The 22505-nt window shown below is 68.4% G+C and carries 17 protein-coding genes; 3 read left to right on the top strand and 14 right to left on the bottom strand.

Annotation, left to right across the window (positions count from 1 at the left end):
• The first annotated feature begins 14 nt into the window (after nt 1-14).
• Both ABD115_RS04940 and glpK read left to right on the top strand, forming a co-directional pair.
• On the top strand, nt 15-770 hold the full coding sequence (locus ABD115_RS04940; RefSeq protein WP_343958807.1) for an MIP/aquaporin family protein: 756 nt from the start codon (nt 15-17) through the stop codon (nt 768-770).
• Nucleotides 771-792: 22 nt separating this feature from the next.
• Nucleotides 793-2307 (top strand): glycerol kinase GlpK, encoded by a 1515-nt coding sequence (gene glpK, locus ABD115_RS04935; RefSeq protein WP_343958805.1) that lies wholly within the window; start codon nt 793-795, stop codon nt 2305-2307.
• A gap of 386 nt (nt 2308-2693) precedes the next feature.
• Here the strand turns inward: glpK and gatB are convergent, their stop codons facing one another.
• The 11 genes from gatB to ABD115_RS04880 form a co-directional block, all read right to left on the bottom strand.
• Nucleotides 2694-4211: an Asp-tRNA(Asn)/Glu-tRNA(Gln) amidotransferase subunit GatB gene (gatB, locus tag ABD115_RS04930; protein ID WP_343958803.1), complete on the bottom strand. Its 1518-nt coding sequence runs from the start codon at nt 4209-4211 to the stop codon at nt 2694-2696.
• Complete coding sequence (gene gatA, locus ABD115_RS04925) at nt 4211-5746, bottom strand: Asp-tRNA(Asn)/Glu-tRNA(Gln) amidotransferase subunit GatA (protein ID WP_343958801.1); 1536 nt, start codon at nt 5744-5746, stop codon at nt 4211-4213. Before gatA ends, gatB begins: the two co-directional genes overlap by 1 nt.
• Nucleotides 5746-6075 carry an Asp-tRNA(Asn)/Glu-tRNA(Gln) amidotransferase subunit GatC gene (gene gatC / locus ABD115_RS04920; protein ID WP_343958799.1) on the bottom strand — a complete coding sequence of 110 codons (330 nt, stop codon included), beginning with the start codon at nt 6073-6075 and terminating at the stop codon, nt 5746-5748. Before gatC ends, gatA begins: the two co-directional genes overlap by 1 nt.
• A gap of 178 nt (nt 6076-6253) precedes the next feature.
• A complete protein-coding gene (locus ABD115_RS04915; RefSeq protein WP_343958797.1) occupies nt 6254-7210 on the bottom strand; it encodes a linear amide C-N hydrolase in 957 nt (318 codons plus the stop codon).
• A gap of 2 nt (nt 7211-7212) precedes the next feature.
• Nucleotides 7213-7833, bottom strand: a complete 621-nt coding sequence (locus tag ABD115_RS04910) for a DNA-3-methyladenine glycosylase I (RefSeq protein ID WP_343958795.1) — start codon at nt 7831-7833, stop codon at nt 7213-7215.
• 176 nt (nt 7834-8009) lie between these two features.
• Nucleotides 8010-10373 (bottom strand): NAD-dependent DNA ligase LigA, encoded by a 2364-nt coding sequence (ligA, locus tag ABD115_RS04905; protein WP_343958793.1) that lies wholly within the window; start codon nt 10371-10373, stop codon nt 8010-8012.
• 106 nt (nt 10374-10479) lie between these two features.
• On the bottom strand, nt 10480-11643 hold the full coding sequence (gene mnmA / locus ABD115_RS04900) for a tRNA 2-thiouridine(34) synthase MnmA (RefSeq protein WP_343958792.1): 1164 nt from the start codon (nt 11641-11643) through the stop codon (nt 10480-10482).
• 157 nt (nt 11644-11800) lie between these two features.
• The gene (locus ABD115_RS04895; RefSeq protein ID WP_343958790.1) at nt 11801-13018 is read right to left on the bottom strand and encodes a cysteine desulfurase family protein; all 1218 of its coding nucleotides are present in this window, start codon (nt 13016-13018) and stop codon (nt 11801-11803) included.
• A gap of 8 nt (nt 13019-13026) precedes the next feature.
• The gene (locus ABD115_RS04890) at nt 13027-14010 is read right to left on the bottom strand and encodes a tetratricopeptide repeat protein (RefSeq protein ID WP_343958788.1); all 984 of its coding nucleotides are present in this window, start codon (nt 14008-14010) and stop codon (nt 13027-13029) included.
• A gap of 4 nt (nt 14011-14014) precedes the next feature.
• Nucleotides 14015-15109, bottom strand: a complete 1095-nt coding sequence (locus tag ABD115_RS04885) for a DUF8094 domain-containing protein (RefSeq protein ID WP_343958786.1) — start codon at nt 15107-15109, stop codon at nt 14015-14017.
• On the bottom strand, nt 15099-16253 hold the full coding sequence (locus tag ABD115_RS04880; protein WP_343958784.1) for a hypothetical protein: 1155 nt from the start codon (nt 16251-16253) through the stop codon (nt 15099-15101). Before ABD115_RS04880 ends, ABD115_RS04885 begins: the two co-directional genes overlap by 11 nt.
• Before the next feature lie 206 nt (nt 16254-16459).
• On the opposite strand from ABD115_RS04880, the gene ABD115_RS04875 reads away from it, so the two are divergent.
• The gene (locus tag ABD115_RS04875; protein WP_343958782.1) at nt 16460-19372 is read left to right on the top strand and encodes a hypothetical protein; all 2913 of its coding nucleotides are present in this window, start codon (nt 16460-16462) and stop codon (nt 19370-19372) included.
• 57 nt (nt 19373-19429) lie between these two features.
• On the opposite strand, the gene ABD115_RS04870 is transcribed toward ABD115_RS04875, so the two are convergent.
• Genes ABD115_RS04870 through ABD115_RS04860 form a run of 3 tightly spaced genes read right to left on the bottom strand, consistent with a single transcriptional unit; the run spans nt 19430 to nt 22504 of the window.
• Nucleotides 19430-20725 (bottom strand): amidohydrolase family protein, encoded by a 1296-nt coding sequence (locus tag ABD115_RS04870; protein WP_343958779.1) that lies wholly within the window; start codon nt 20723-20725, stop codon nt 19430-19432.
• Nucleotides 20715-21548 carry a carbohydrate ABC transporter permease gene (locus tag ABD115_RS04865; protein ID WP_343958777.1) on the bottom strand — a complete coding sequence of 278 codons (834 nt, stop codon included), beginning with the start codon at nt 21546-21548 and terminating at the stop codon, nt 20715-20717. The genes ABD115_RS04870 and ABD115_RS04865 overlap by 11 nt, the downstream gene beginning before the upstream one ends.
• Complete coding sequence (locus ABD115_RS04860) at nt 21545-22504, bottom strand: carbohydrate ABC transporter permease (RefSeq protein ID WP_343958775.1); 960 nt, start codon at nt 22502-22504, stop codon at nt 21545-21547. Before ABD115_RS04860 ends, ABD115_RS04865 begins: the two co-directional genes overlap by 4 nt.
• Nucleotide 22505 lies beyond the last annotated feature (1 nt).

The following is a 22505-nucleotide window of genomic DNA, read 5'->3' as shown; positions in this document are numbered from 1 at the left end:
GTCAATGAAGACAAATGAATGAGATAAACCTCGGACTGTACTTCCTCTCCGAATTCGTTGGCACGGGCCTGCTCGTGCTGCTGGGCTGTGGCGTCGTCGCCAACGTTGCCCTCGCGAAGACCAAGGGCAATGCCGGCGGCTTCCTCATGGTGAACTGGGGCTGGGGCCTCGCGGTGTTCATGGGTGTGCTCGTATCGGCATACTCCGGCGCGATCTTGAACCCCGCGGTCGGCATCGGCCTGCTCGTCGCTGGCACGATCACCGCTCCCATGTTCTTCGTCGCCTTCGCGGCCGAGGTGCTCGGCGGCATCGTCGGCGCGATCTTCTGCTGGGTGAGCTACAAGCAGCACTTTGACGATGAGCCTGAGGCTGCGAACAAGCTTGGCGTCTTCTCCACCGGGCCCGCGATGCGCTCCTACGGGTGGAACTTCATCACCGAGGTCATCGCGACCTTCGTGCTCGTGTTCGCGATCTTCGCATTCGCCGACTACGGCGACATCGAGGTCGGCGTTCCCGGTGGCCTCGGCCCGCTCGCGGCCCTGCCCGTCGCACTCGTCGTCGTCGGCATCGGCGCGTCGCTCGGCGGCCCGACCGGCTACGCGATCAACCCAGCGCGTGACCTCGGCCCCCGCATCGCACACGCAATCCTGCCAATCAAGGGCAAGGGCGCGAGCGACTGGGGCTACTCATGGGTGCCCGTTTTCGGCCCGCTCGTCGGCGGCGTGCTCGCCGCGCTCGCGGCCCCCGCTCTCCTCGGCCTCGCGGCCTAAGCCTCCCCGAAAGGATTAGACAATGGCAAACTACGTAGTCGCCATCGACCAGGGAACCACGTCGACGCGCGCGATCATCTTCGACAAAGCCGGCTCGATCATCTCTGTCGGCCAGAAGGAGCACGAGCAGATCATGCCGCAGGCCGGCTGGGTCGAGCACGATGCCGCCGAGATCTGGCAAAATGTGCAGGAGGTCATTGGCATCGCCCTCGGCCGCGCCGACCTCACCCGTCACGACATCGCCTCGATCGGCATCACGAACCAGCGCGAGACCACCGTCGTCTGGAATAAGCACACCGGCGTTCCCGTCTACAACGCCATCGTGTGGCAAGACACCCGCACCCAAGACATCGTCGACCGCCTCGCGGCTGACGGCGGAACCGATCGCTTCAAGGAGATCGTCGGCCTGCCGCTCGCGACCTACTTCTCGGGCACGAAGATCGCGTGGATTCTCGAGAATGTCGAGGGCGCGCGCGCATCGGCCGATGCCGGCGACCTCATCTTCGGCACGACCGACAGCTGGGTGCTCTGGAACCTCACGGGCGGCCCCGAGGGCGGGGTGCACGCGACCGACGTCACGAACGCCTCGCGCACGCTCTTCATGGATCTCGCGACGCTCGAGTGGCGCGACGACATTCTCGACGCGTTCGGCGTGCCGAAGTCTATGATGCCGGCGATTAAGTCGTCGTCCGAGGTCTACGGCGTTGCCGAGGATTCGTCACTGCTGCGCGAGACCCCGATCTCGGGCATTCTCGGCGACCAGCAGGCGGCAACGTTCGGGCAGGCCGCGTTCGAGGCTGGTGAGTCGAAGAACACCTACGGCACCGGCTGCTTCCTCATCTTCAACACGGGCGAGGAGATCGTACACTCGAAGAACGGCCTGCTCACGACCGTCGGCTACAAGCTCGGCGACGGCCCGACGCACTACGCCCTCGAGGGCTCGATCGCGGTCACCGGTTCGCTCATCCAGTGGCTGCGCGACCAGCTCGGCATCATCGAGTCGGCACCCGACGTCGAGGAGCTCTCGGCGAGCGTGCCAGACAACGGCGGCGTCTACATCGTGCCGGCGTTCTCGGGGCTCTACGCCCCGTACTGGCGGCCCGACGCGCGTGGCGCCATCGTTGGCCTCACCCGCTACGCGAACAAGGGCCACATCGCCCGTGCCGCGCTTGAGGCCGTCGCGTTCCAGACGCGCGACGTGCTCGACGCGGTGAACGCAGACGCTGGTGTCGATCTCACGGAGCTCAAGGTCGACGGCGGTATGGTCGCGAACAACGCACTCATGCAGTTCCAGGCAGACGTGCTCGGCGTGCCCGTCGTGCGCCCCGTCGTCGCAGAGACGACGGCGCTCGGCGCCGCCTACGCCGCCGGTCTCGCGGTCGGCTTCTGGAGCGGCCTCGACGACCTCTCTGCAAACTGGCAGGAGGATCGTCGCTGGGAGCCCGCCATGGAGCAGGAGGAGCAGGATCGCCAGCTGCGCCTGTGGCGCAAGGCCGTCACCAAGTCGATGGACTGGGTCGACGAAGACGTGCGCTAGCTGTCATCGCCGCAAACGGGCGGGTGGTGGATCTCTCGGGGATCCACCACCCGCCCGTTTGCGTTATGGCCCGCCCTGGACTGGCCCGCCCTGCCCCGCCCTGCCCGGCCCTGCCCTGCCCCGCCGGGCCCTGCCCCGCCGGGCGCCGCCCCGCCGCCGGGCGCCCCGTCCCTCACCATGTTTTCGCCGCGTCACCATCCAAATGTCGGGTATTTGGATGGTGACGGGGCGAAAAGTCTCTGAGGGAGTGGTTCTTGGGCGCTGGGGCTAGGGGGTGAGGGGTCGGGGCTGGGGGGCTAGGGGCTGGGGTGAGCATGTGGGTGGGTACGCGAGCGGGGCTGGGCGGATCGTGGTGATCCGCCCAGCCCCGCTCGGGATACGTTGCGTTACTCGGCGCTTGCGCGCTCGAGCACGAGCTCGCGCACGCGGGCGGCGTCAGCCTGGCCCTTCATCGCCTTCATGACGGAGCCAATGATCGCGCCTGCGGCCTGCATCTTGCCGCCGCGAATCTTCTCGAGCACGTCGGGCTGCTCGGCGAGCGCCGCGTCAACGGCCGCGATGAGCGCACCGTCGTCGGAGACGATCGCGAGCCCGCGGGCGTCGACGATCTCCTGCGCGGTGCCCTCGCCGTCGATGATGCCAGCGAGCACCTGGCGTGCGAGCTTGTCGTTGAGCGTACCGGCGTCGACGAGCGCAACAACCGAGGCAATCTGCTCGGGAGTAATGAGGTCGGTCGGCACCGCCGAGCGCTCGTTCGCGATGCGGGCGATCTCGCCGGTCCACCACTTGCGCGCGGTCTGGGCGGGTACGCCGGCGGCGACGGTCGCCTCGATGTCGTCGAGCAGGCCGCCGTTGACGACGTCGCGGAACTCGAGCGGCGAGAAGCCCCACTCGGCAGCGAGCCTGCGGCGGCGCAGCGTCGGCTGCTCGGGCAGCGTGGCCCGCAGCTCCTCGACGAGCTCGCGTGACGGCGTGAGCGGCGACAGGTCGGGCTCCGGGAAGTACCGGTAGTCGTCGGCGTCGCTCTTCGGACGGCCGGGCGAGGTCTCCCCCGTGTCCTCGTGCCAGTGACGCGTCTCCTGCGTGATCGCGGTGCCCTCGGAGAGCAGCTGCGCCTGACGCTGGATCTCGAAGCGAACGGCACGCTCGATCGAGCGCAGCGAGTTCACGTTCTTCGTCTCGGTGCGGGTACCGAGCACGCTCATGCCGGCGCCCTCGTTGCCGCGCGGGCGCAGCGATACGTTCGCGTCGCAGCGAATGTTGCCGCGCTCCATGCGCGCATCCGAGATGCCGAGCGAGACGACGATGTCGCGGATCGTCGACACATAGGCGGCCGCGATCTCTGGCGTATCTGCCTCGCCGCCGAAGATCGGGTGGGTGACGATCTCGACGAGTGGCACACCGGCGCGGTTGTAGTCGACGAGCGAGTACTCGGCGCCCTGGATGCGCCCCGTCGATCCGCCGACGTGGTTGAGCTTGCCGGCGTCTTCTTCCATGTGTGCGCGCTCGATCGGCACGTGGATCACGCGGCCCGACTCGAGCTCAATCTCGACCGAGCCGTCGTGCGCGATCGGATCGTCGTACTGCGAGATCTGGTAGTTCTTGCCCATGTCGGGGTAGAAGTAGTTCTTGCGGGCGAAGCCCGACACCTCTGCGATATCGCAGCCGAGAGCGAGACCGAGGCGGATCGAGTACTTCACCGCCTCCTCGTTCACGACCGGCAGCGACCCGGGAAGGCCGAGGCAGACGGGCGCGAGGTTCGTGTTCGGCTCTGAGCCGAACACGTTCGGCGCCGACGAGAACATCTTCGTCTTGGTGTTGAGCTCGACGTGCACCTCGAGGCCGATGACCGGTTCGAAGAGCTCGAGCGCCTTGTCGAAGTCCATGAGCTTCGTCTTCGCCATTACGCTGCCGCCTTTCCGGTGGAAGCCGATACAAGGGAGGGTGCCTGCGCCCAGAAGGGCTTGCCGTCACGCGCGGTGATGAGCGACTCGATCGCGGAGGCAGCGCGGTACAGGCGGGCGTCTTCAAACGCCGGAGCCATGAGCTGCAGGCCGACCGGCAGGCCGTCTTCGCTCGCGGTGCCGATTGGCAGGCTCAGACCCGGGATGCCCGCGAGGTTTGCGGGGATCGTCGTCGCGTCGTTGAGGTAGTCCTGCATCGGATCCTCGTTGACGTGCCCAATGTTCCAGGCGGTCGTCGGCGCCGTCGGCGAGACGATCACGTCGACCTGGCTGAAGGCCGCTGCGAAGTCGCGCTGAATGAGCGTACGCACCTTCTGCGCGCTGCCGTAGTAGGCGTCGTAGTAGCCAGCCGAGAGCGCGTAGGTGCCGAGGATGATGCGACGCTTCACCTCGGGTCCGAGACCGGCCCCGCGGGTCGCGCTCATGACGCTCTCGATCGTGCCGCCACCTTCCGGCTCGACGCGCAGGCCGAAGCGCACGGAGTCGTACTTCGCGAGGTTCGAGGAGGCCTCCGAGGGCAGAATGAGGTAGTACGCGGCGACCGCGTACTCGAAGTGCGGTGCGTCGATCTCGACGACCTCGACACCCTGCGCGGTGAGCAGCGCGACGGTCTCGTCGAAGCGCTCCTTCACGCCCGGCTGCATGCCTGGGAGCTGGAGCTGCTTGATGACGCCGACGCGCAGCCCCTTGAGGCTTGCCGGGTCGACGCCGTCACGGGCGGCAGCGGCCATCGACGGCCAGGCGTGGTTCAGCGAGGTCGCGTCGTGGCGGTCGTGGCCGGCGACGACGTCGTGCAGCAGTGCGGTGTCGAGCACCGTGCGCGCGCACGGCCCGACCTGGTCGAGCGACGAGGCGAGCGCGATCGCGCCGTAGCGGCTCACGCCGCCGTAGGTGGGCTTCGCGCCGACGGTGCCCGTCAGCGCTGCCGGCTGGCGGATCGATCCGCCCGTGTCGCTGCCGAGCGCGAGCGGCGCCTCAAACGCGCTCACGGCCGCGGCCGAGCCGCCGCCCGAGCCGCCTGGCACGCGGTCGAGCGCCCAGGGGTTGAACGTCGGGCCGTAGGCCGAGTTCTCGGTTGCCGAGCCCATCGCGAACTCGTCCATGTTCGTCTTGCCGATGTTGATGAGGCCTGCGGCGCGCGCCTTCGCGACGACGGTCGCGTCGAACGGCGAGCGGTAGCCCTCGAGAATCTTCGAGCCAGAGGTCGACGGCATGTCGGTCGTGACGAGCACGTCCTTGATCGCGAGGGGCACGCCGGCGAGCTCGCCGAGCTGTTCGCCCGCGGCGCGGCGCTCGTCGACTGCGCGGGCCGCAGCGAGCGAGGCATCGCTATCGGTCGCGAGGAAGGCGTGGATGTCGCCGTCGACCGCGGCGATCCTGTCAAGGTGGGCCTGCGTCGCCTCGACGGCGGAGACCTCACCCGAGGTGAGTTTCGCCGAGAGCTCGGCGGCGGTCAGTGTCGTGAGCTCGCTCATTACTGCTCCTCCCCCAGAATCGATGACACACGGAACATGCCGTCTGCGGTGGCCGGAGCGTTCGCAAGCGCCTGCTCGCGGGTGAGCACGTCGGCAACCTCGTCAACGCGGGTGACGTTTGACAGCGGGATCGGGTGGCTCGTCGCGGGGATGTCGTCGGTCGCGACCTCGCTCACCTTCGCAATGTTGGTGAGGATCGAGTCAAGCTCGAAGGTGAGCCCCTCGACCTCGGCGTCGGTCAGTGCGATGCGGGCGAGACCAGCGAGATGCTGCACGGTCTCCGCCGTAATCTCGGGTGCGGCGTTTTCGGCCGCAGGGGTTTCAGACATGCTGCTCCATCATGGATTGGGAGTGGTTCTCAACCTGTCCAGTCTAGCGAGCGGCGACGGGGAGAACAGCCAGTTCGCCGCCGATCTCGGTGCGCCCCGGAGCGGCACCGCTGGCCCGCGGCCTACGCGGCGGCCCAGGTGGCGCGCGGGCTACACGGCGGCACCGCTCGCGCGCGTGCTACGCGGCCAGGAACTCGGCGTTGACGTTGCCGCTGACCTCGATCGAGGCCTGCGGGTCGAAGCGCAGTTCGGGGCCCGGGGCCAGATCGATCTTGTCGAGCTTCACCCACACGACATTCGGGCTATCGGTTGTCTCGAAGAAGTACCTGCTCGCCGTGAGGTCGGCGACGGTGCGCCACCTCGTGGTCGAGACGTTCGGCCGCACCGGGTCGGCCGTGCCGAACGGGGCGGAGGCGTTGCGGATCACGCTGAACACGTAGGCCGCGGCCTCGCGCTCGTCGCGCGTGTGCGGCAGGCGTGAGGAGTAGTATGCCGCGCGCGCGAACCGGTCGGGCGAGTCGGTGCCGCCGGGGAGCGGATCGCTGCCGCCGAGGCCCGCGTAGCGCCGCTCGAGCTCAAGCTGCTCGTCGTACTGCGGGGAGTTCGCCATGACCGTGAACTCGGCTCCGTGGTGCAGCACGAGCTCTCCCTCGAGGAACTCGACGATCGCCGAATCGCCGCTGCGGTCTGCGAGCGCGATATGCCCGGTGCCCGGCTTGCCGCCGATGTCGAGCGGAATGATCTGCACGTTGCTCTGTTGCAGCCAGGCGACCGCGTCTGCGACCGTCTCGAAGCGATCGAGCAGGCACTGAATGGCCTGCGCGAGTGCGAGCGCCGGGCGGGCGGTGTCGCGCGCACCGTAGTCTGACTCCGCGAGGTAGAGCCCGCTCGCCTGGAAACCAGCCTCGTTGATGCCGTCGACCGATATTTCTCCGTACATCAGGCTGACCACGCTGCCGTAGTGCGATGTCCACTCAAACGAGCCGGGGTCGCCCGGGGCGCTCTGCCGCACCGCGCCCCGCGGCCGCACGGCAAGCACCGTGCGGGTGTCTTCGAACCAGTCCATGCTGCGACCGACCAAGACATTGCCGGAGCCGGGAGCGCCGGCCGAAGACCACAGGAAACGAGTGCACATAGTCACACCCTAGCGGGCTCACTGCGTCTCGTGCCATCACTATTCCAGAGGCCCGAGCAGCCGCGGCGGTGGCTCCCCACCAGGTGCAGGTCGACGAGCCCGATCGCGCTCATCAGCGCGTACATCGTCGTCGGCCCGACGAAGCGAAACCCCCGCCGCTTCAGCGCCTTGGCGAGCGCCACAGACTCGGCCGACGTTGTGGCAATGTCTGCCTCGGTCGCGGGCACCGGCGTCGTCTCGGGCCGGTGCTGCCAGACGAGCTCGCTGAGGGTCTCGCCCGCGGCATGCAGCTCGAGGGTAGCCCGCGCGTTGGCGATCGTGGCCTCGATCTTCTGCCGGTTTCTAATGATGCCCTCGTCGGCGAGCAGCCGCTCGACGTCGGCCGCTGAGAACCGCGCGATCTCTGCCGGGTCGAAGCCGCGAAAGGCGGCGCGAAACGCGTCGCGCTTGCGCAGCACCGTGACCCACGACAGCCCCGACTGAAACGCCTCGAGCGTGAGCCGTTCGAACACGCCGTGTTCGTCTCGCACCGGCATGCCCCACTCGGTGTCGTAGTAGTGCTCAAGGAGCGCGCTCTGGGTCGCCCAGGCGGGGCGGCCGAGGGCCGTTTCGCGTGTGATCATAAGAGCTCCTTCGCAATCGCGCCGGTCGGTGAGTGATGAATACGGCCCAGCGTAGCCGCCACAGCCAAGCAGGTGCGGTGCTCTGAGCCGAAGTGTGGATAACCGCTCGCGCACTGCTGGCGCGGGGTCATGCTGGCTCGCACCGGCAGGCTCGCCCCGGCACGCTAGCGGCGGCGCTAGCTCGCGTCGGGTGCCGTGGCGGCCGGCAGCCCGGCCGGCCCCTCGGTGACGAGAATCGCAAACCCCGCGGCGTCGAGCACCGGGATGCCGAGCTCCTCGGCCTTCGCGAGTTTCGAGCCTGCACCCGGCCCGGCAGCGACGTAGTCGGTTTTTTTCGAAACGCTCGAGGCCGCCTTGCCACCCGCCTGAATGATGGCTTCTTTCGCCCCGTCGCGGGTGAAGCCGTCGAGCGACCCCGTCGCGACAACCGTCAGCCCGGAGAGCACTCCCTCGGCGTTGGCCACGGCCCCCGGCCCAGGGTGGCCGGGCGTCGACCACCGCACCCCGGCCTCACGCCAGCGGTCGACGATCTCGACGTGCCAGTCGACCTCGAACCAGGCGAGCAGCGACTCCGCGATGATCGCGCCAACGCCCTCGACCTCGGCGAGCTCGTCGACGCTTGCGGCGCGAATCGCGTCGAGGGAGCCGAACCAGTCTGCGAGCGCACGCGCGGCGACCGGGCCGACGTGGCGGATATTGAGCGAGACGATGAGGCGCCAGAGCGGCTTCGTCTTCGCCTTCTCGAGCTCCGCGAGGAACGTCTCGGCCGTCTTCGACGGCAGCACCTCGCGGTGGTCTTTCTTCACGCCCGCGGCGCGGCGCTCGGCCTGCGACTTGTCTTCCCACCCCGGCGGGTAAGTCGGGGCGCTGAGCCGCTGGAACGGGGCGCGCCGCCTCGGCTCGCCGTCGTCTTCGAGCACGGGCTCGCCCGTCTCGGCGTCGCGCACGATCACGACGATGGGCACCAGCTGCTCGAGTGTCAGCTCGAACAGCCCCGCCTCGGTCTCGAGGGGCGGCTGCTTCGGCACCTCGGGCTGGGTCAGCGCCGCCGCCGTGATCTCGCCGAGCACCTCGACGTCGAGCGCGCCACGGGAGCCGATGTGCTCGACCCTGCCGCGCACCTGCGCCGGGCAGGCGCGGGCGTTCGGGCAGCGCAGATCGATGTCGCCCTCTTTCATAGCCCGCAGCTCGGTGCCGCACTCGGGGCAGTCTCGCGGCATCTCCCACTCGCGCTGCGTGCCGTCGCGCCGCTCGAGCACCGCGCCGAGAACCTCTGGAATGACGTCGCCGGCCTTTCGCAGCACGACCGTGTCGCCGATCCACACGCCTTTCGCGCGCACCACGTCTTGGTTGTGCAGCGTCGCCTGGCTCACCGTCGAACCGGCAACCTTCACGGGCGCCATGACCGCGTAAGGCGTCGCCCGCCCTGTTCGCCCGACGCCGACCCTGATGTCGAGCAGCGTCGTGTAGACCTCTTCTGGCGGGTACTTGTAGGCGATCGCCCAGCGCGGGGCACGGCTGGTCTCGCCGAGCTCCTGGTGCAGGGCGAGTTCGTCGACCTTGACAACGATGCCGTCGATCTCGTGCTCGACGTCGTGGCGATGCTCGCCGCGATCTACGATGAAGCTCGCGACGTCGTCGACCGTTTCGAACACGCGAGAGTGCGGCGACACCGGCAGCCCCCACTCGCCGAGCAGCCGGTAGGCGTCTGATTGGTTCTCAAACTCGGGGTGCGACCACGCCCCGATGCCGTGCACGTAGAGCGAGAGCCGCCCGAGGCGCTCGCGCATGAGCTCGAGCTCGAACGGGGTTTTCTTCTCGGCACGCTGGCGCAGGCTGCCAGCGGCGGTGTTGCGGGCGTTCGCAAACTCTGGGAAGCGCACCTTGATATCGGCCTCGGCCTTGCCCTTCGCCAGCTCATCAGCCACAAACTGCGCCTGCAGCTCGTGCTGGCGCACATTCAGCGCCTCGAAGTCTTCGACGCGCAAGAACACCTCGCCGCGGGCCTCGAAGAACTCGGGGATGCCCTCCCCCGTGAGTTCGCGCGGAATCACCGGGATGAATTCAAGGTTCTCGGTAATGTTCTCGCCCACACGGCCGTCGCCGCGCATCGTAGCGGTCTCGAGCACGCCGTTTCGGTAGGCGAGGCTGATGGCGAGGCCATCGATTTTCAGCTCGGAGAGCCAGCGCACCGGCCGCCCCGCCGCAGCTCGAGTCTTGTCAGCCCACTCGCGAAACTCATCGATGGAGAACACGTTGTCGAGGCTGAGCATGCGCTCGGCGTGCTCATGCTCGGGGAACCCGGCAGAGACGACGGCCGCGCCCACCTCTTGCGTGGGGCTGTCTTGCCCAGCGAGCGCCGGGAACGCCCGTTCGATCGCCTCGAGCCTGCGAAACAGCTCGTCGTACTCGGCGTCGGAGACGAGGCTCACGCCCTCCGCGTGATAGGCGGTTCGAAGACGCTCGATCTCGGCGGTCAGGGCAGCGCTCTCGGCGCGCGCCGCTTCGAAATCGCTGGGGGTTGCAGGTGCTTCACTCACGCCACCAGTTTACGAGCCACCGCCGACAAACCGACCGCGGCATGCCCGAAGTCACAGCTGCCTCCCCGCCGGTCGCGTCGAGGCCGGGGCCGTGCAACGCCGGGGGCTAGGCCGCGGCGTGCACGCGCGCGGAAATCGCGCGATCGACCGTGAACTGGCCGAGCACCCTGGTGCCGAGGTACAGCACAGCGGTTTGGCCAGGAGCGACGCCAGAAAGGGGCTCGGTCTGCTCGAGATTAATGTCGACGACGACCTCGTGCGTCGCCTCGACACGGTGCTCTTCGGTGCGCTCCTCGTCGAGGATCGGCACGACGCGGGCGCGCGCCGGCACTGGGTCTGCGTGCGCACGAATTTGCACGTCGCAGTCAAAGGTCTCCGTGAGGTCAAGCCCCGGTTCGCCTGCCCAGGTGAACCGCCCGCCGGCGATGCGCGAGATGTCGAGCATCTCTTTCGGGCCAACAACCACCTGGTTCGACACCGGGCGAATCGAGAGCACGTAGCGTGGGTTGCCGTCTGGTGCCGGGACACCAAGCTGCAGCCCGCGGCGCTGCCCGATCGTGTAGCCGTGCGCGCCGTCGTGGCTGCCGACCACTGCGCCAGACTCATCGAGAATCTCACCGGGCTCGCGGTGCAGGTGCTCCGAGAGCCACCCCCTGGTGTCGCCATCGGGAATGAAGCAGATATCGTGGCTGTCGGGCTTCTGGGCGATCTGGATTCCGCGATCCGCCGCCTCTTCGCGAATCAGTGCCTTCGACGGCGTATCGCCGAGCGGGAAGTAGCACCGCTCGAGCTGTGGCCCGGTGAGCACACCGAGCACGTACGACTGGTCTTTCGCCCAGGCGCTCGCGCGGTGCAGCTCGGGCCCGTCTGCGCCATCGATGAGCGTTGCGTAGTGCCCCGTCGCGACGGCGTCAAACCCCAGCGCGATCGCCTTATCGAGCAGCGCGGCGAACTTAATCTTCTCGTTGCACCGCATGCACGGATTCGGCGTGCGCCCGGCGGCGTATTCCGCGACGAAATCGTCGACAACATCGGCTTTGAACCGCTCGCTGAAATCCCACACATAAAAGGGAATCTCAAGCAGGTTGGCGACGCGGCGGGCGTCCATCGCGTCTTCGATCGTGCAGCAGCCGCGCGACCCCGTGCGCAGCGTGCCCGGCATGCGGCTGAGCGCGAGATGCACTCCCACAACCTCGTGCCCGGCCTCAACCGCGCGCGCGGCGGCAACGGCGGAGTCCACTCCGCCACTCATTGCTGCCAAAACCTTCACCAGAGCAGCTTAATCGTTTCCGGCCGTTCATGCAGGCCCGGCGCGACCAGTTGCAGCGCCCGCGCGCAGCCGGCCGCGAAGAACCGCAGGTCGGAGCCAACTCCGCGGCACGTCATCGCGCGAAAATCAGTGGCCGAAAAGTCGAGCTGCGTGCCGGTTAGCTGAGCCCGGCGGCGCGTGCGCGCTCAAGCGCGGCGGGGAGAGCGGCGAGCAGCGCGTCGATTTCGGCTGCCGTGCTGGCGCTGCCGAGGGTGAAGCGCAGCGCACCTGCGGCCTCAGCCTCGGGCACACCGATCGCCAGCAGCACGTGGGAAATCTCGGCGACACCAGCGCGGCAGGCCGAGCCGACCGACACTGACACCCCTGCCGCATCGAGCAGAAACACGAGGGAATCTCCCTGACACCCTGGAAACGTGAAGTGCGCGTTGCCGGGGAGCCTTGAGCCGTCGACGACAGCACCAGCACCAGCACCAGCCGGCTGCGAGCCACGCAGCACAGCGGTCGGGTCGATCGCCTGCACCCCCGCGATCAGGCGGTCTCGCAGCGCGCGGAGGTGCTCGACGCGCCCCGCCTGCGGCGCGCTGCCACCCGCCTCAAGTGCTTCGTCGAGCGCAGCGGCGAATCCGATGGCTCCCGCCACATCTTGGGTACCCGACCGGCCGCGCTGCTGCGACCCGCCGTGAAACAGCGGCTCGAGCACCGCACGACGGCCGACAACGAGCGCCCCGGCGCCGACTGGCCCGCCGATCTTGTGCGCGGAGACGCTCAGGTAGTCGGCGCCAACCGCCGCGAAATCGATCGCCACCTGGCCAAGCGCGGCGACCGCGTCGATATGCGTTGGCACCCCAGCAGCCCTGGCTACAGCGCACAGCTCGGCCACCGGTTGCACGGTGCCGATCTCGTTGTTTGCCCACAGCACCGAGACGAGCGCGACGCGGTCGCTCCCCGCTTGCTCGATCGCCGAGTGCAGCACTTCGGGCCGCAGGGTTCCGTGCTCGTCGAGCGGCAGCCACACGAGCTCGGCCGACTGCGTGTCGCGAAGCCACTCAGCCGCTTCGATCGTCGCGTGGTGCTCACCGTCGGCGACGAGCACCACTGGCCTGTCACCGCCGCGCTGCCTGGCCCAATACGCGCCCTTGAGCGCGAGGTTAATCGATTCGGTGCCGCCCGAGGTGAGCACGAGCTCGGCGGCGTCGCACCCGATACCACTCGCGATGCGCTCCCTGGCCGCTTCGAGGGCCTCGAGCGCACGCTGGCCGTGCCCGTGCGTCGAGGCGGGGTTGCCGACCTCGCCGAGCGCGCGCGCGTACGCCGCGAGAACGCTCGCGCTCATGGGCGACGTCGCGGCGTGATCAAGGTAGGCAGGCGCTGCCACGAGAACTCCTAGTAGAGCAGGCTTGCGAGCTTGCCGCGGGCCGCAATGACGCGCGGGTCGGCAACGCCGACTACCTCGAAGAGCTCGAGCAGGCGGTTGCGGATCGCCGTGCGCGCATCACTATCAGCGGCCCCGAACAGGTCGAGCAGCCGCAGAAAAGCGTCTTCGATGTGCCCGCCGGAGAGATCGAGATCGGCGACGCGCATCTGCGCCTCGAGGTCTGCGGGGTTTGCCGCGGCGTCGGCGCGAATTGCCTCGAGCGTGTGCCCCTGTAGCCGCTGCAACAGCCTCGTCTGCGCGAGCGCCGCCTTCGCGTCTGCGTCGGCCGGAGCCTTCTGCAGCACGGCCTCCCACTCCCTGACGGCCGTGTCAAAGTCGCCACGCTCCGCGGCCTCAAACGCCGCGACGTGCGCCTCAGGAATCTGCGGCTCGGCCGGGGCCGCCGGGCCGGCGTCGTCGCCAGCCGGGGCGTTCACGCGGCCGGCGACACCGTTCTCTTCGGCTAGCTGAATGAGCCTGACGAAAAACTCGCGCACTTCTTGCTCGGGCACCGCTCCCTGGAACAGGGGAACCGGGCGCCCGCCGACCATTGCGACGACCATGGGAATCGACTGGGCCTGGAACGCCTGGGCGAGCCCGGGGTTCGCGTCGACGTCGACCTTCGCCAGCAGCACTCGACCGTCGAGCTCGCGCGTCACCTTCTCGATGATGGGGCTGAGCGCCTTGCACGGCTCGCACCACTCGGCCCACAGGTCGAACACGACGGGCACGACAGCCGACAGTTGGGCGACCTGCTCAAACGTCGCATCGGTCACGTCGATGACGAGCGAGGGCACGTCGACGGTCTGCGGAGCGCCCTGCGGCGCATGCCCCTGTGCCCCGACTCCCGGCGCGGCCGGTGATTGGCCCGAGGGTGTCTGGGCGCCTCGCTGGGCAAGGTGGCTGAGGTCGACTCCCCCGCCGGGGATGCGCTGCGGCATGTTCGTGGCCATGAGATTAGTTCCCTGCTCCGACCAGCTCGCTCGTGACTCCGAGGAGCTGAATCTTTGATCCGTCTTCTTTGTTCGGCACGAAGAAGAGCATTTGGTGTGCGACCTGCCGCACGATCTTGTCTTGCTGGCCGGTCAGCCCTGAGAGAGCGCTCACGGCCCCCTCGGCCTGGGGCTTGTAGCGCCCACCGGCGGAGTCGACGACCTGCGATTCGAGCACGGTCGTCGCGATGAGCGCCCCACCAGCCCCGGTCGAGAAGCTCACGATGGGCTCCTCGCCCTGCGCCACCGACACGGAGTAGCTCTGGGTCTTCTCGTCGGCGTCAGACTTCTCTTTCGCTTGGTCGGCCCAAGCCTTGCCGTAGCTGTCGAGCAGCGGATCGTCGGTGAGGTCGAACGGCTCGGCCTCTGCAACGTCTGCGCCGCCCTGCAGAATGGCCGCGTAAGCGGCGCCGACGTCTGCTGGTTTGAGCACGAGGCTCTCGATGTCGTCGGAGAGTAGCGCCGTTCCCTCCTCCGCTGGGGCGGCCTTCGGCATTTCGAGCCCGCCGCGCAGCGCGATCACCCGCGACACTCGAAACTCGGCCTGCGGAAGGCGCTGCGTGAGCACAAGGGCGAGCGATGGCGCGTCAGTTGCGTTGCCGTCGGCATCGGTTCCCGCCTCGGAGGCGACCGTCACAAAGAGCGTGCGGGGCCAGCTCTCGGTGCTCTGCACCAGGCGATACCCGAGCATCTCGTTGGTGATCGTTGCGGGCACGGAGCCGTACTCCGGCACCGCACTGCGAATCTTGTAGTTCGCTGTGCGCTGCGCGAGCGCGTCGCCCTTGAACCGAGACTCGATGCTGGCAGCATCGAGCGTCTCATCGCCCTCGGCCGCGGCGAGCGCAATGCGGTCGATGATCTTCTGCGTCTGCGCCTCTGACACCGGAACCGGGGCAAGCCCCGCTGTCTCCGCGGGCTCCGCCTCGGCCGTTGCCTCTGGCGAACCGCTGAAATCGGGCCAGTAGTTTGCGGAGCAGCCCGACACCGCAAGCATTGCGGTCAGACCGATACCGGTGAGCAGCGCGCGCCGCCCGGTGTGGCGACGTGAGTTACTTCGCATTGCCGTCTCCCTTGTTCCCGGTGTCTTCGTCAGGTTCTGTAGCCGCGCCGTCGACCGGCCCATCGGCGACATCATCCGCGGTGTGCGCGTCGCCCGCGACCTCTTCGGCCGCTTCCACTTTTTCGACCGGTGCGACGTCGTCGACGTCGTCGACTTCCTCGACCACAATCGCATCGATCGTGCCCGTGTCTGCCGACGCTGCTTCGCCGTCCACCGGCTCCGCGTCCACTACGACCTCCGCGACGACTGCTTCCGCATCGATCTCAGCTCCGGCCGTCGAGGCCGACTCAGCCCCGGCCGTCGAGGCCGACTCGGCTCCGGCCGTCGAGGCCGACTGGCCTTCGGCGAGCACCCCGGCCGCGGCTCCCCCGGCGATGCCGTCTGGCGTGTTCTCCAGGCTGCCCCGTTTGGGTGCGTCAGCGGCAGCTTGCTTGCCACGCCGCTTGGAGCCGCCGAACACGTTCTGCACCCCAACCAGCGGGCCCCTGCGCCCGCGGCGCGGCCCGAGCGCGCGCTTGTCTCGGTCGAAAGCAAGGAGGTACAGCACCGCACCGAGCGCGGCAAATAGCCCGCCGGCCGCCAGGAGCGGCCCGGCGAGCGGCGTCGCGCGATCCTGCACCCAGACAAGCGCCGTGCCCTTTGGCAGCGGCTCAGCGTCCGTTCCCGCGATGATGACCGACTGGTCGGCGGCCGGTTCCACGGCCATGCGCGTGCCAGCCTCGTTGCCCTCGCGCTCTGCGAGCCACAGGTCGCTGCCGCGCGGATCGATCGGAACGACGTTTCCATCGTCGTCGGTCGCCAGCAGGTCGTTCGTCGGCGCCTCTCCGCGCACGGTCGTGGCCTCGATGACCCGAGCCTTCGCGTCGACCGTGAGTTCAACGTGGTCGAACGGCTCGAGCCATGCCTCGGCGTCACGGGTGTTCGCAAGCGCCGCGAAGGTGCCCTCGCCGCGCATCACGACGTTCGCCTGCCCGGCAACCTTCGTGAGCTCCTCGACATCGATCACCGCGTACGGCGCGTCACCGGTGGCCCCGATGGAATAAACAATCTCAGACGGGCCAGCAAGGAACGTACGCTGGCCTATTCCGAGCAGCAACAACACCCCCGATATGGCCAGCGCCACGATGGCTAGGACGTATCTCACCGAGTTCCTCCAGAGGTCCGTTCGGTCGCCGCGCGAGCGCGCAGCATGTATCAACCGTATAACGGTACCCGAGCTTGCAGGGTTACCGCTGGGTGGGTCACAAATAATGCGCGGCACTTTCGTGCGGGTATCATGGACGTGTTCCGCTTACAGCAGGGCGAAACCGTCACGTATGGCGGGCGCCAGATCATCTCATCGGAGGGTCCGTGACCGACTCAAATCAGCAGTTCACCCCTGCGTTCCGCGGCTATAAGCGCGAGGAAGTCGATGAGCGAGTCGGCGCCCTGAGCGGCCACATCGCCACGCTGCAGGCGCACCTGGAGTCGCTGCAGTCTGCGCACCAGCAGTCCGTTCGCTCAGAGCAAGAACAGCGCCACCTCATCGCCGATCTGCAGGCTCAGGTCGCCGAGCTCGGCGCTTCGGGGTACTCGGGGCTCGGTCTGCGTGTCGAGAAGAGCCTGCAGTACGCCGAGCAGCACGCGCAGGGCCTCATGGCCCAGGCCGACCTCGACGCCGACAAGATTCGCAAGTCGAGCGAGGCCGAGAGCGCACGGCTGCTCGCGCAGGCGCAGGCGCGCGCAGACGAACTACTCAGCTCGGCAAACGAGCAGGCCGAAATCATGATCAGCAGCGCCCGCACCGACGCGGCGCGCCAGGGCCACGATCTCAATACCGAGCGTGAACGATTGCTCTCGGAGGCTCAAACCGCCGCCGCACAGACGCTGTCTGCCGCACAGTTGCGAGCAGACGCGCTGCTCGAGAGTGCCGACCGCGACGCACGCGCACGGGGAGCCGAGGCCGAGGCCGAGGCCGAACGGGTGCTCAGCGCAGCGACCGAGGCCGCCGCAACGCTCCGCGGCGAGACAGAGGTTGCCGCAACCGGGTTCGCCCGGCAGAAAGAAGAGTACGAGCGCGAGGCCGCCGCCGAGCGTGCGAGGCTGCTGCACGAGACCGAGCGCGGGCGCGCCGAGTTCGAGGCAAAGCGCCAGGCAGACGAGGCGTCGCTCGAGGAGCACTACACCGAGCTCGAGCGCAAGCTCACCGCAGAGGTCGATGCGCAGCGGCGCGCGCTGACCACCGAAATCGAGACCCTGCGGGCGCGCATCGCCCAGGAGCGCAGCGAGCACGACGCCGCAATTCAGGCGGAGCGTGAGCACCACGAGCGAGCAATCGCGGGCGAGCGCGAGCAGCACAATGCCCGAATTAACCAGGAGCAGCTCGAGCTTGCCGCGCGCATTGATCGCGAACTCGCGGCGCAGGGCGAGGAGATCGCGACGCTCGCCGCGCAGGCGACCCGCGAGCGCGACCGGGCGCAGCAGCAGTTCGCCGCCGACCAGGGGCGCGAACGCGAGAGCTTCGATCTCGAGCTTGCGAGCGAGCGCACGGCGCACGATCAGCGCATCGCTTCGGAGCGCGAGGAGCACGAGGCCCGCATCGCTCGCGAGCGCATGGAACACGACGCGCAGCTCGCTCGCGAGCTCGACGAGCACGACTCCTCGCTCGCTCAGGCGCGGGAGACGCACGAGGAGCGCATCGCCACCGAGGCGACCGCACACGACGAGCGCATCGAAACCGAATCGACGGCACACGCCGAGCGCATCGCTGCAGAGAGCGCCGCACACGACGAGCGCATCGCAACCGAGCTCGCAGCGCATCAGTCGCACATCGACGATGAGCGGCAAGCGCACGAGGCCGCGATCGCCGAGGAGCGAGCGACGCACGACGCTAGCATCGCGGAGGAGCGCGCCGCCCACGAGTCGCGGATCCACACGGAGCGAGCGGAGCACGACGAGGCGCTCCGCGCCGAACGGGAAGCGCACGACGGTCAGCTCGCAGCCGAGCTCGCCGAACACCGCACCGAGATTGCTTCGGAGAGGGAGGCCCACGACGGCCGCATCCGGGCGGAACGGGGCGCGCACGAAGAGCGAATTCAGAATGAGCTCGGTGCCCACCAGGATCGCCTGATCGCAGAGTGGGAGCAGCACCGCGGGCGCGTCGACGCCGAGCTGCTCGAGCAGCAGGAACTCATGGCCGCATCGCGCTCGGCACTCAACGACGAACTCGCCGCGCAGCGCGCGGAGCAGGAGCGGGTGCTCGCGGAGGAGCGGGCCGCTCACGACGCGACGCTGTCAGACGAGGCCACGATGCAGCGGGAGCGACTCGCGGCGCAGCTGGCCGAGCACGAACGGCGCATCGCCGACGAGGCGGCCGCCGAGGCCGAGAAGCTGCGCATTAACCGCGACGACTCGGCAGAGAAGCTCGCGATCGAACGCGAGGCGCTCGGCATGCGCATCGACAGGGAGCGCGAGTCGTTCGACGCCGAGCTGCGACGCCTTCGGGAGGAGCAGGAGCGCGAGCTGGCAACGCTCGCCGCACAGCACTCCGAAGATCTGCGGGTCGGCCGCGAGCAAGCCGAGGCCGCTATCGCGCGCGAGGTGCAGGCGCAACGCGCCGCAGTCGCCGAGGAGACCGCGCTGCTGCGTGCCGACACGATCGCCGAGCTCGCGGAGCTTCGCGCAGCAGAGTCTGCCGATCTCGCGGCCCTCCGAGCCGCGACGGAAGACGAGATTCGCGCCGGGCGCGAGCGGCTCGACGCCGACACCCGCGAGACGGCTCTGAGCATCACCGCACAGCGGGAGGCCATCGAGGCCGAGCTCGCGACGCGCCAGCGAGAGGCAACAGCGACGACGAACGAGCAGCTGAGCGTTGCTCGCGCCGAGCTCGACGCGCTGCGCAGCCAGCTCACGGAGGCCCGCGACGAACACCAGCGACTGCTCGCAGAGGCGCAGCAGGATGCGGCGCAGGTGCGGGCTGCCGCCGAGCGTCAGGCCGGCGAGATCATCGTCGAGGCTGAGCAGCGCGCGCAGACCACCTGGGTCGACGCCGAGAACCGCGCGACCAAGGTGCTCGCCGCTGCCGAAGATCGCATGACGCAGCTGAAGGTCGAGCGCGGCGCTGTTGCCCGCTACTTCGAGAGCCTCGGCGAGGTACTCGGCAACGCCCAGAAGATGAACACGGTGGCCGAGAACTTCGTCGAGCGCCCGGTAACTGCGCAGCCGCCTGCGGCGCCCATCGCCGACGCGGCGCCGCGCGGAGAGGCCGACGGCCCGACGCAGTAGCGTGCTCGCCGCCGGGCGACGGGCGCGGGGCCGCGGCGCCAGCGGGGTGCGGGCCGGTTAGGCCGAGACGATCGCGCCGCGGGTGAAGCGCACGGTGCCTCCGATGACGGTGAGCGTGCAGGATCCTTCACCGCGTTCGACAAGTGCCCGCCTGGCGTCCTCGCCCTCCGCGACGCGCACGTCGAACACCGCGAGATCAGCGCGCATACCGGCCCGCAGCGCCCCGAGGTCGTCGCGACCGAGCACGGCCGCTCCCCCGAGCGTCGCAGCAGCGAGCAGCCGCTCGTGCAGGTCGTCGTCGGCGTATCCCTGCGCCGTCGCCAGCTCGGCGAGCGCGGCGACATCTGCGAGCAGGTCGAGCGACGGCGACGACGACAGCGAGTCGGTGCCGACGGCGAACTCGTGGCCCTCTCGCAGGTAGTCGCCGACCGGCGCAGCCGCGAGGCCAATCACGCGGTTTGAGCGCGGGCAGAGCGCGACCCTGGTTCCGGTTTCGCGCAGCAGATCTCGGTCTGCGCGGTCGAGGTAGATGCCGTGCGCGAGGTGTGAGTCGCGACCGAGCAGGTCGATGCTCTCGGCGTAGCGCGCGGTCGACAGGCCGGTGCCGCCGCCGCGAATCAGCGCGAACTCGTCGCGCATATCGCCGTAGATCTCGAGCACATCGCGATTGCCGAAATCGTAGAGGCTTGCCTCTACCGAAGACTCGCCGACGTGCGAGTGAATGCGCATGCCGCGCGCCCGCGCGAGCTCCGTGAGCTCCCGGATGACCTCGCCGTCAAGGCTATACGGGGCGTGCGGTGACACCCCAACCACGCACTCGCTCGCCTGGTCGAGCCAGGCGGTGAACGCCTCGCGGCCGCCGCTTCCCCACCGTGCCTCGGTCTCACCAATCGCCTCGAGGTACTCGATACCCTGCAACCCGAATCCGGCGAGCGTGCCGCGAGCGGGCTCGTCGGTGACGATCTCCGCGAACGCCGTCGAGCCACTGCGCAGCGCGAGCTGCGCCCCCTCGCGCGCGGCCACGCCCCACTCCGCTGGGTCGGTGACAGCGTCGTAAAACACCTCAAACTCTTCAGACCAGTGCTCGAAACTCGTGTACGACCCTCGCCCGAGCTCGACAAAGCCCGTGTACTGCAGGTGGGTGTGGCCGTTGACGAGTCCCGGCGTCAAGATGCCGGCGTGCCGCTCGATCGGCCACCCCGCGACCTCGGCCGGGGCCTCCTCGAGCTTGCCGACCCACGCGATCTGGCCCTCGTGCACCGCGACCGCACCGTGCTTGATCGCGGGAGATGCGACCGGTAGCACCCAGTCGGCTGCGACGAGCGTTCCGTTTACCGTCGCGTCATTTTTCACTACCGCCCCCAAAGCCCTGTTTCAGCGCCTTCTGCGCCACTGCGAATACGATCAGGGTCGGCAGCAGCGACACGAGCGCCGCGGCCGCCTGGCCCTGTAGGTTGATGTCTTCGCGCGTCGTCAGCGTCGTCGCAGCGAGCGTCAGGGTGTACGAGTCAGTGTTGCTCTGCAGCAGCGTTGAGGCGATGAGCAGGTCGCCGAAGCTCCACACGAAAGTCAGCGCGAGCACAGCGGCAAGCGCCGGCATCGCCATCGGAATGCCGATGTAGAGAAAGGCTCTGAACACCCCGGCGCCGTCGAGGGTCGTCGCCTCGATGACCTCGTCAGACAGCGACTGCTGCAGAAACGTGTGCACGAAGTAGAAGCCAAACGGCAGCGACGAGACGCCACTGATCACGCCGGCGACGAACAGGTTGCCCGTCCAGCCTGCCTGCGCGGCAATCACGAACACCGGAATAAGCCATGCCACCATGGGAATCGCGTAGCCGGCGCCGAGCAAGAGCCTGAGCGGGCCCGTCCAGCGCTGTCGTGCAACGCGGAAGAAATAGCCACCGGCGAGCGACGTCGTGCCGCACACCAGGCAGGCGACAACGCACATGATGAGCGTGTTCACGAGCGCCCTGCCGAGGTCTGCCTCTTGCCAGGCCTCGACGATGTGGTCGAGCGTGAAGCTCTTCGGGAGCCCGCCCGGGGAGCTCACATAGTCGCTGCGCTCGCGCACCGCCGTGGAGATCAGGAAGACGAACGGCACGATAAATGGCACCGTGATGAGCGCAGCAATGGTGGTGCGGAAGCCGGCACCCCGGTGAGTTCGGTTACTCATGCCGAAACCTTCTTTCCGGCGCGATCTCGCCCAAGCAGCCGAATAACGAGGGCACCGATGCCGGCGCACGCAAGGATCAGCAGCACGAGCACCACGGACTGCGCGGCAGCAGTACCGAAGAACCCGAAGCGCATGAACTCCTGGTAGATCGCGAAATCCATGGTCGCGCTCGACAGCCCGGGGCCGCCGCGCGTGAGCACGTACACCCACGAGAACATGAAGAGGAAGATCGAGATGACCTGGAAGATCATCCAGAGCACGACGGCGTTGCGAATGCTCGGCACCGCGATGTGCCAAAACTCGCCCCAGAACCCTACGCCGTCGAGGCGGGCGGCCTCAAACAGGTGCTTCGGAATCGCGCTGAGCGCCGAAGAAAAGATCAGCACGCCAGTGCCGAACCCGGCCCACAACACGAGCAGAATGATGACCGGCTTTACCATCGCTTCGTCGCTCAGCCACGGCCGCGCGAGCTCGCCGAGCCCCACGGTGCGCAGCAGCGCGTTCACGGGGCCGTCGACCGACAGCAGGGCACGGAAAACGAGCGCGACGACTGCCGGTGACATGACCGCTGGCAGAAAATAGACCGAACGGAAAAACCCAGAGGCTTTGACCCGCTCGCGCAGCATAAATGCGACGAGCAGTGGCGCTATCACCCAGAGCGGCAGCCCGAGCAGGTAGAAGAACTGGTTACCAACCACCTGCCAGAAGGCGGGGTCGCTGAACAGCTCGACGTAGTTGTCGAAGCCGTTGAACTCGGAGACGCCGCCCGGTTGCCAGTTGAAGAACGAGCGGTAGGCGATGTAGAGGAGAGGCGCGAAGAGGATCGCGGCTTCGAGCACGATCACGGGGATAAGCAGTACGAGCGCCGGGCGCCCCCCGCCGAGCCCCGCTTGCACGCGGGAGGGCTTCTGTTTCCGCACGCGCTTGGCGGGGGCCGTGTCGGCCGTCGCAGTCATT

Origin of the sequence: Leucobacter albus (genome assembly GCF_039528015.1) — a bacterium.
Lineage (GTDB): Bacteria > Actinomycetota > Actinomycetes > Actinomycetales > Microbacteriaceae > Leucobacter > Leucobacter albus.
Note: the sequence above shows the minus strand (reverse complement) of the source record. Positions and strands in the feature narration are given on the sequence as shown.

Coding starts and splice junctions, on each gene's coding strand:
- ABD115_RS04860 (WP_343958775.1), bottom strand. CDS start 22,504: ATGACTGCGACGGCCGACACGGCCCCCGCCAAGCGCGTGCGGAAACAG.
- ABD115_RS04885 (WP_343958786.1), bottom strand. CDS start 15,109: ATGCGAAGTAACTCACGTCGCCACACCGGGCGGCGCGCGCTGCTCACC.
- glpK (WP_343958805.1), top strand. CDS start 793: ATGGCAAACTACGTAGTCGCCATCGACCAGGGAACCACGTCGACGCGC.
- ABD115_RS04865 (WP_343958777.1), bottom strand. CDS start 21,548: ATGAGTAACCGAACTCACCGGGGTGCCGGCTTCCGCACCACCATTGCT.
- ABD115_RS04915 (WP_343958797.1), bottom strand. CDS start 7,210: ATGTGCACTCGTTTCCTGTGGTCTTCGGCCGGCGCTCCCGGCTCCGGC.
- gatB (WP_343958803.1), bottom strand. CDS start 4,211: ATGGCGAAGACGAAGCTCATGGACTTCGACAAGGCGCTCGAGCTCTTC.
- ABD115_RS04910 (WP_343958795.1), bottom strand. CDS start 7,833: ATGATCACACGCGAAACGGCCCTCGGCCGCCCCGCCTGGGCGACCCAG.
- ABD115_RS04890 (WP_343958788.1), bottom strand. CDS start 14,010: ATGGCCACGAACATGCCGCAGCGCATCCCCGGCGGGGGAGTCGACCTC.
- gatC (WP_343958799.1), bottom strand. CDS start 6,075: ATGTCTGAAACCCCTGCGGCCGAAAACGCCGCACCCGAGATTACGGCG.
- gatA (WP_343958801.1), bottom strand. CDS start 5,746: ATGAGCGAGCTCACGACACTGACCGCCGCCGAGCTCTCGGCGAAACTC.
- ABD115_RS04940 (WP_343958807.1), top strand. CDS start 15: ATGAATGAGATAAACCTCGGACTGTACTTCCTCTCCGAATTCGTTGGC.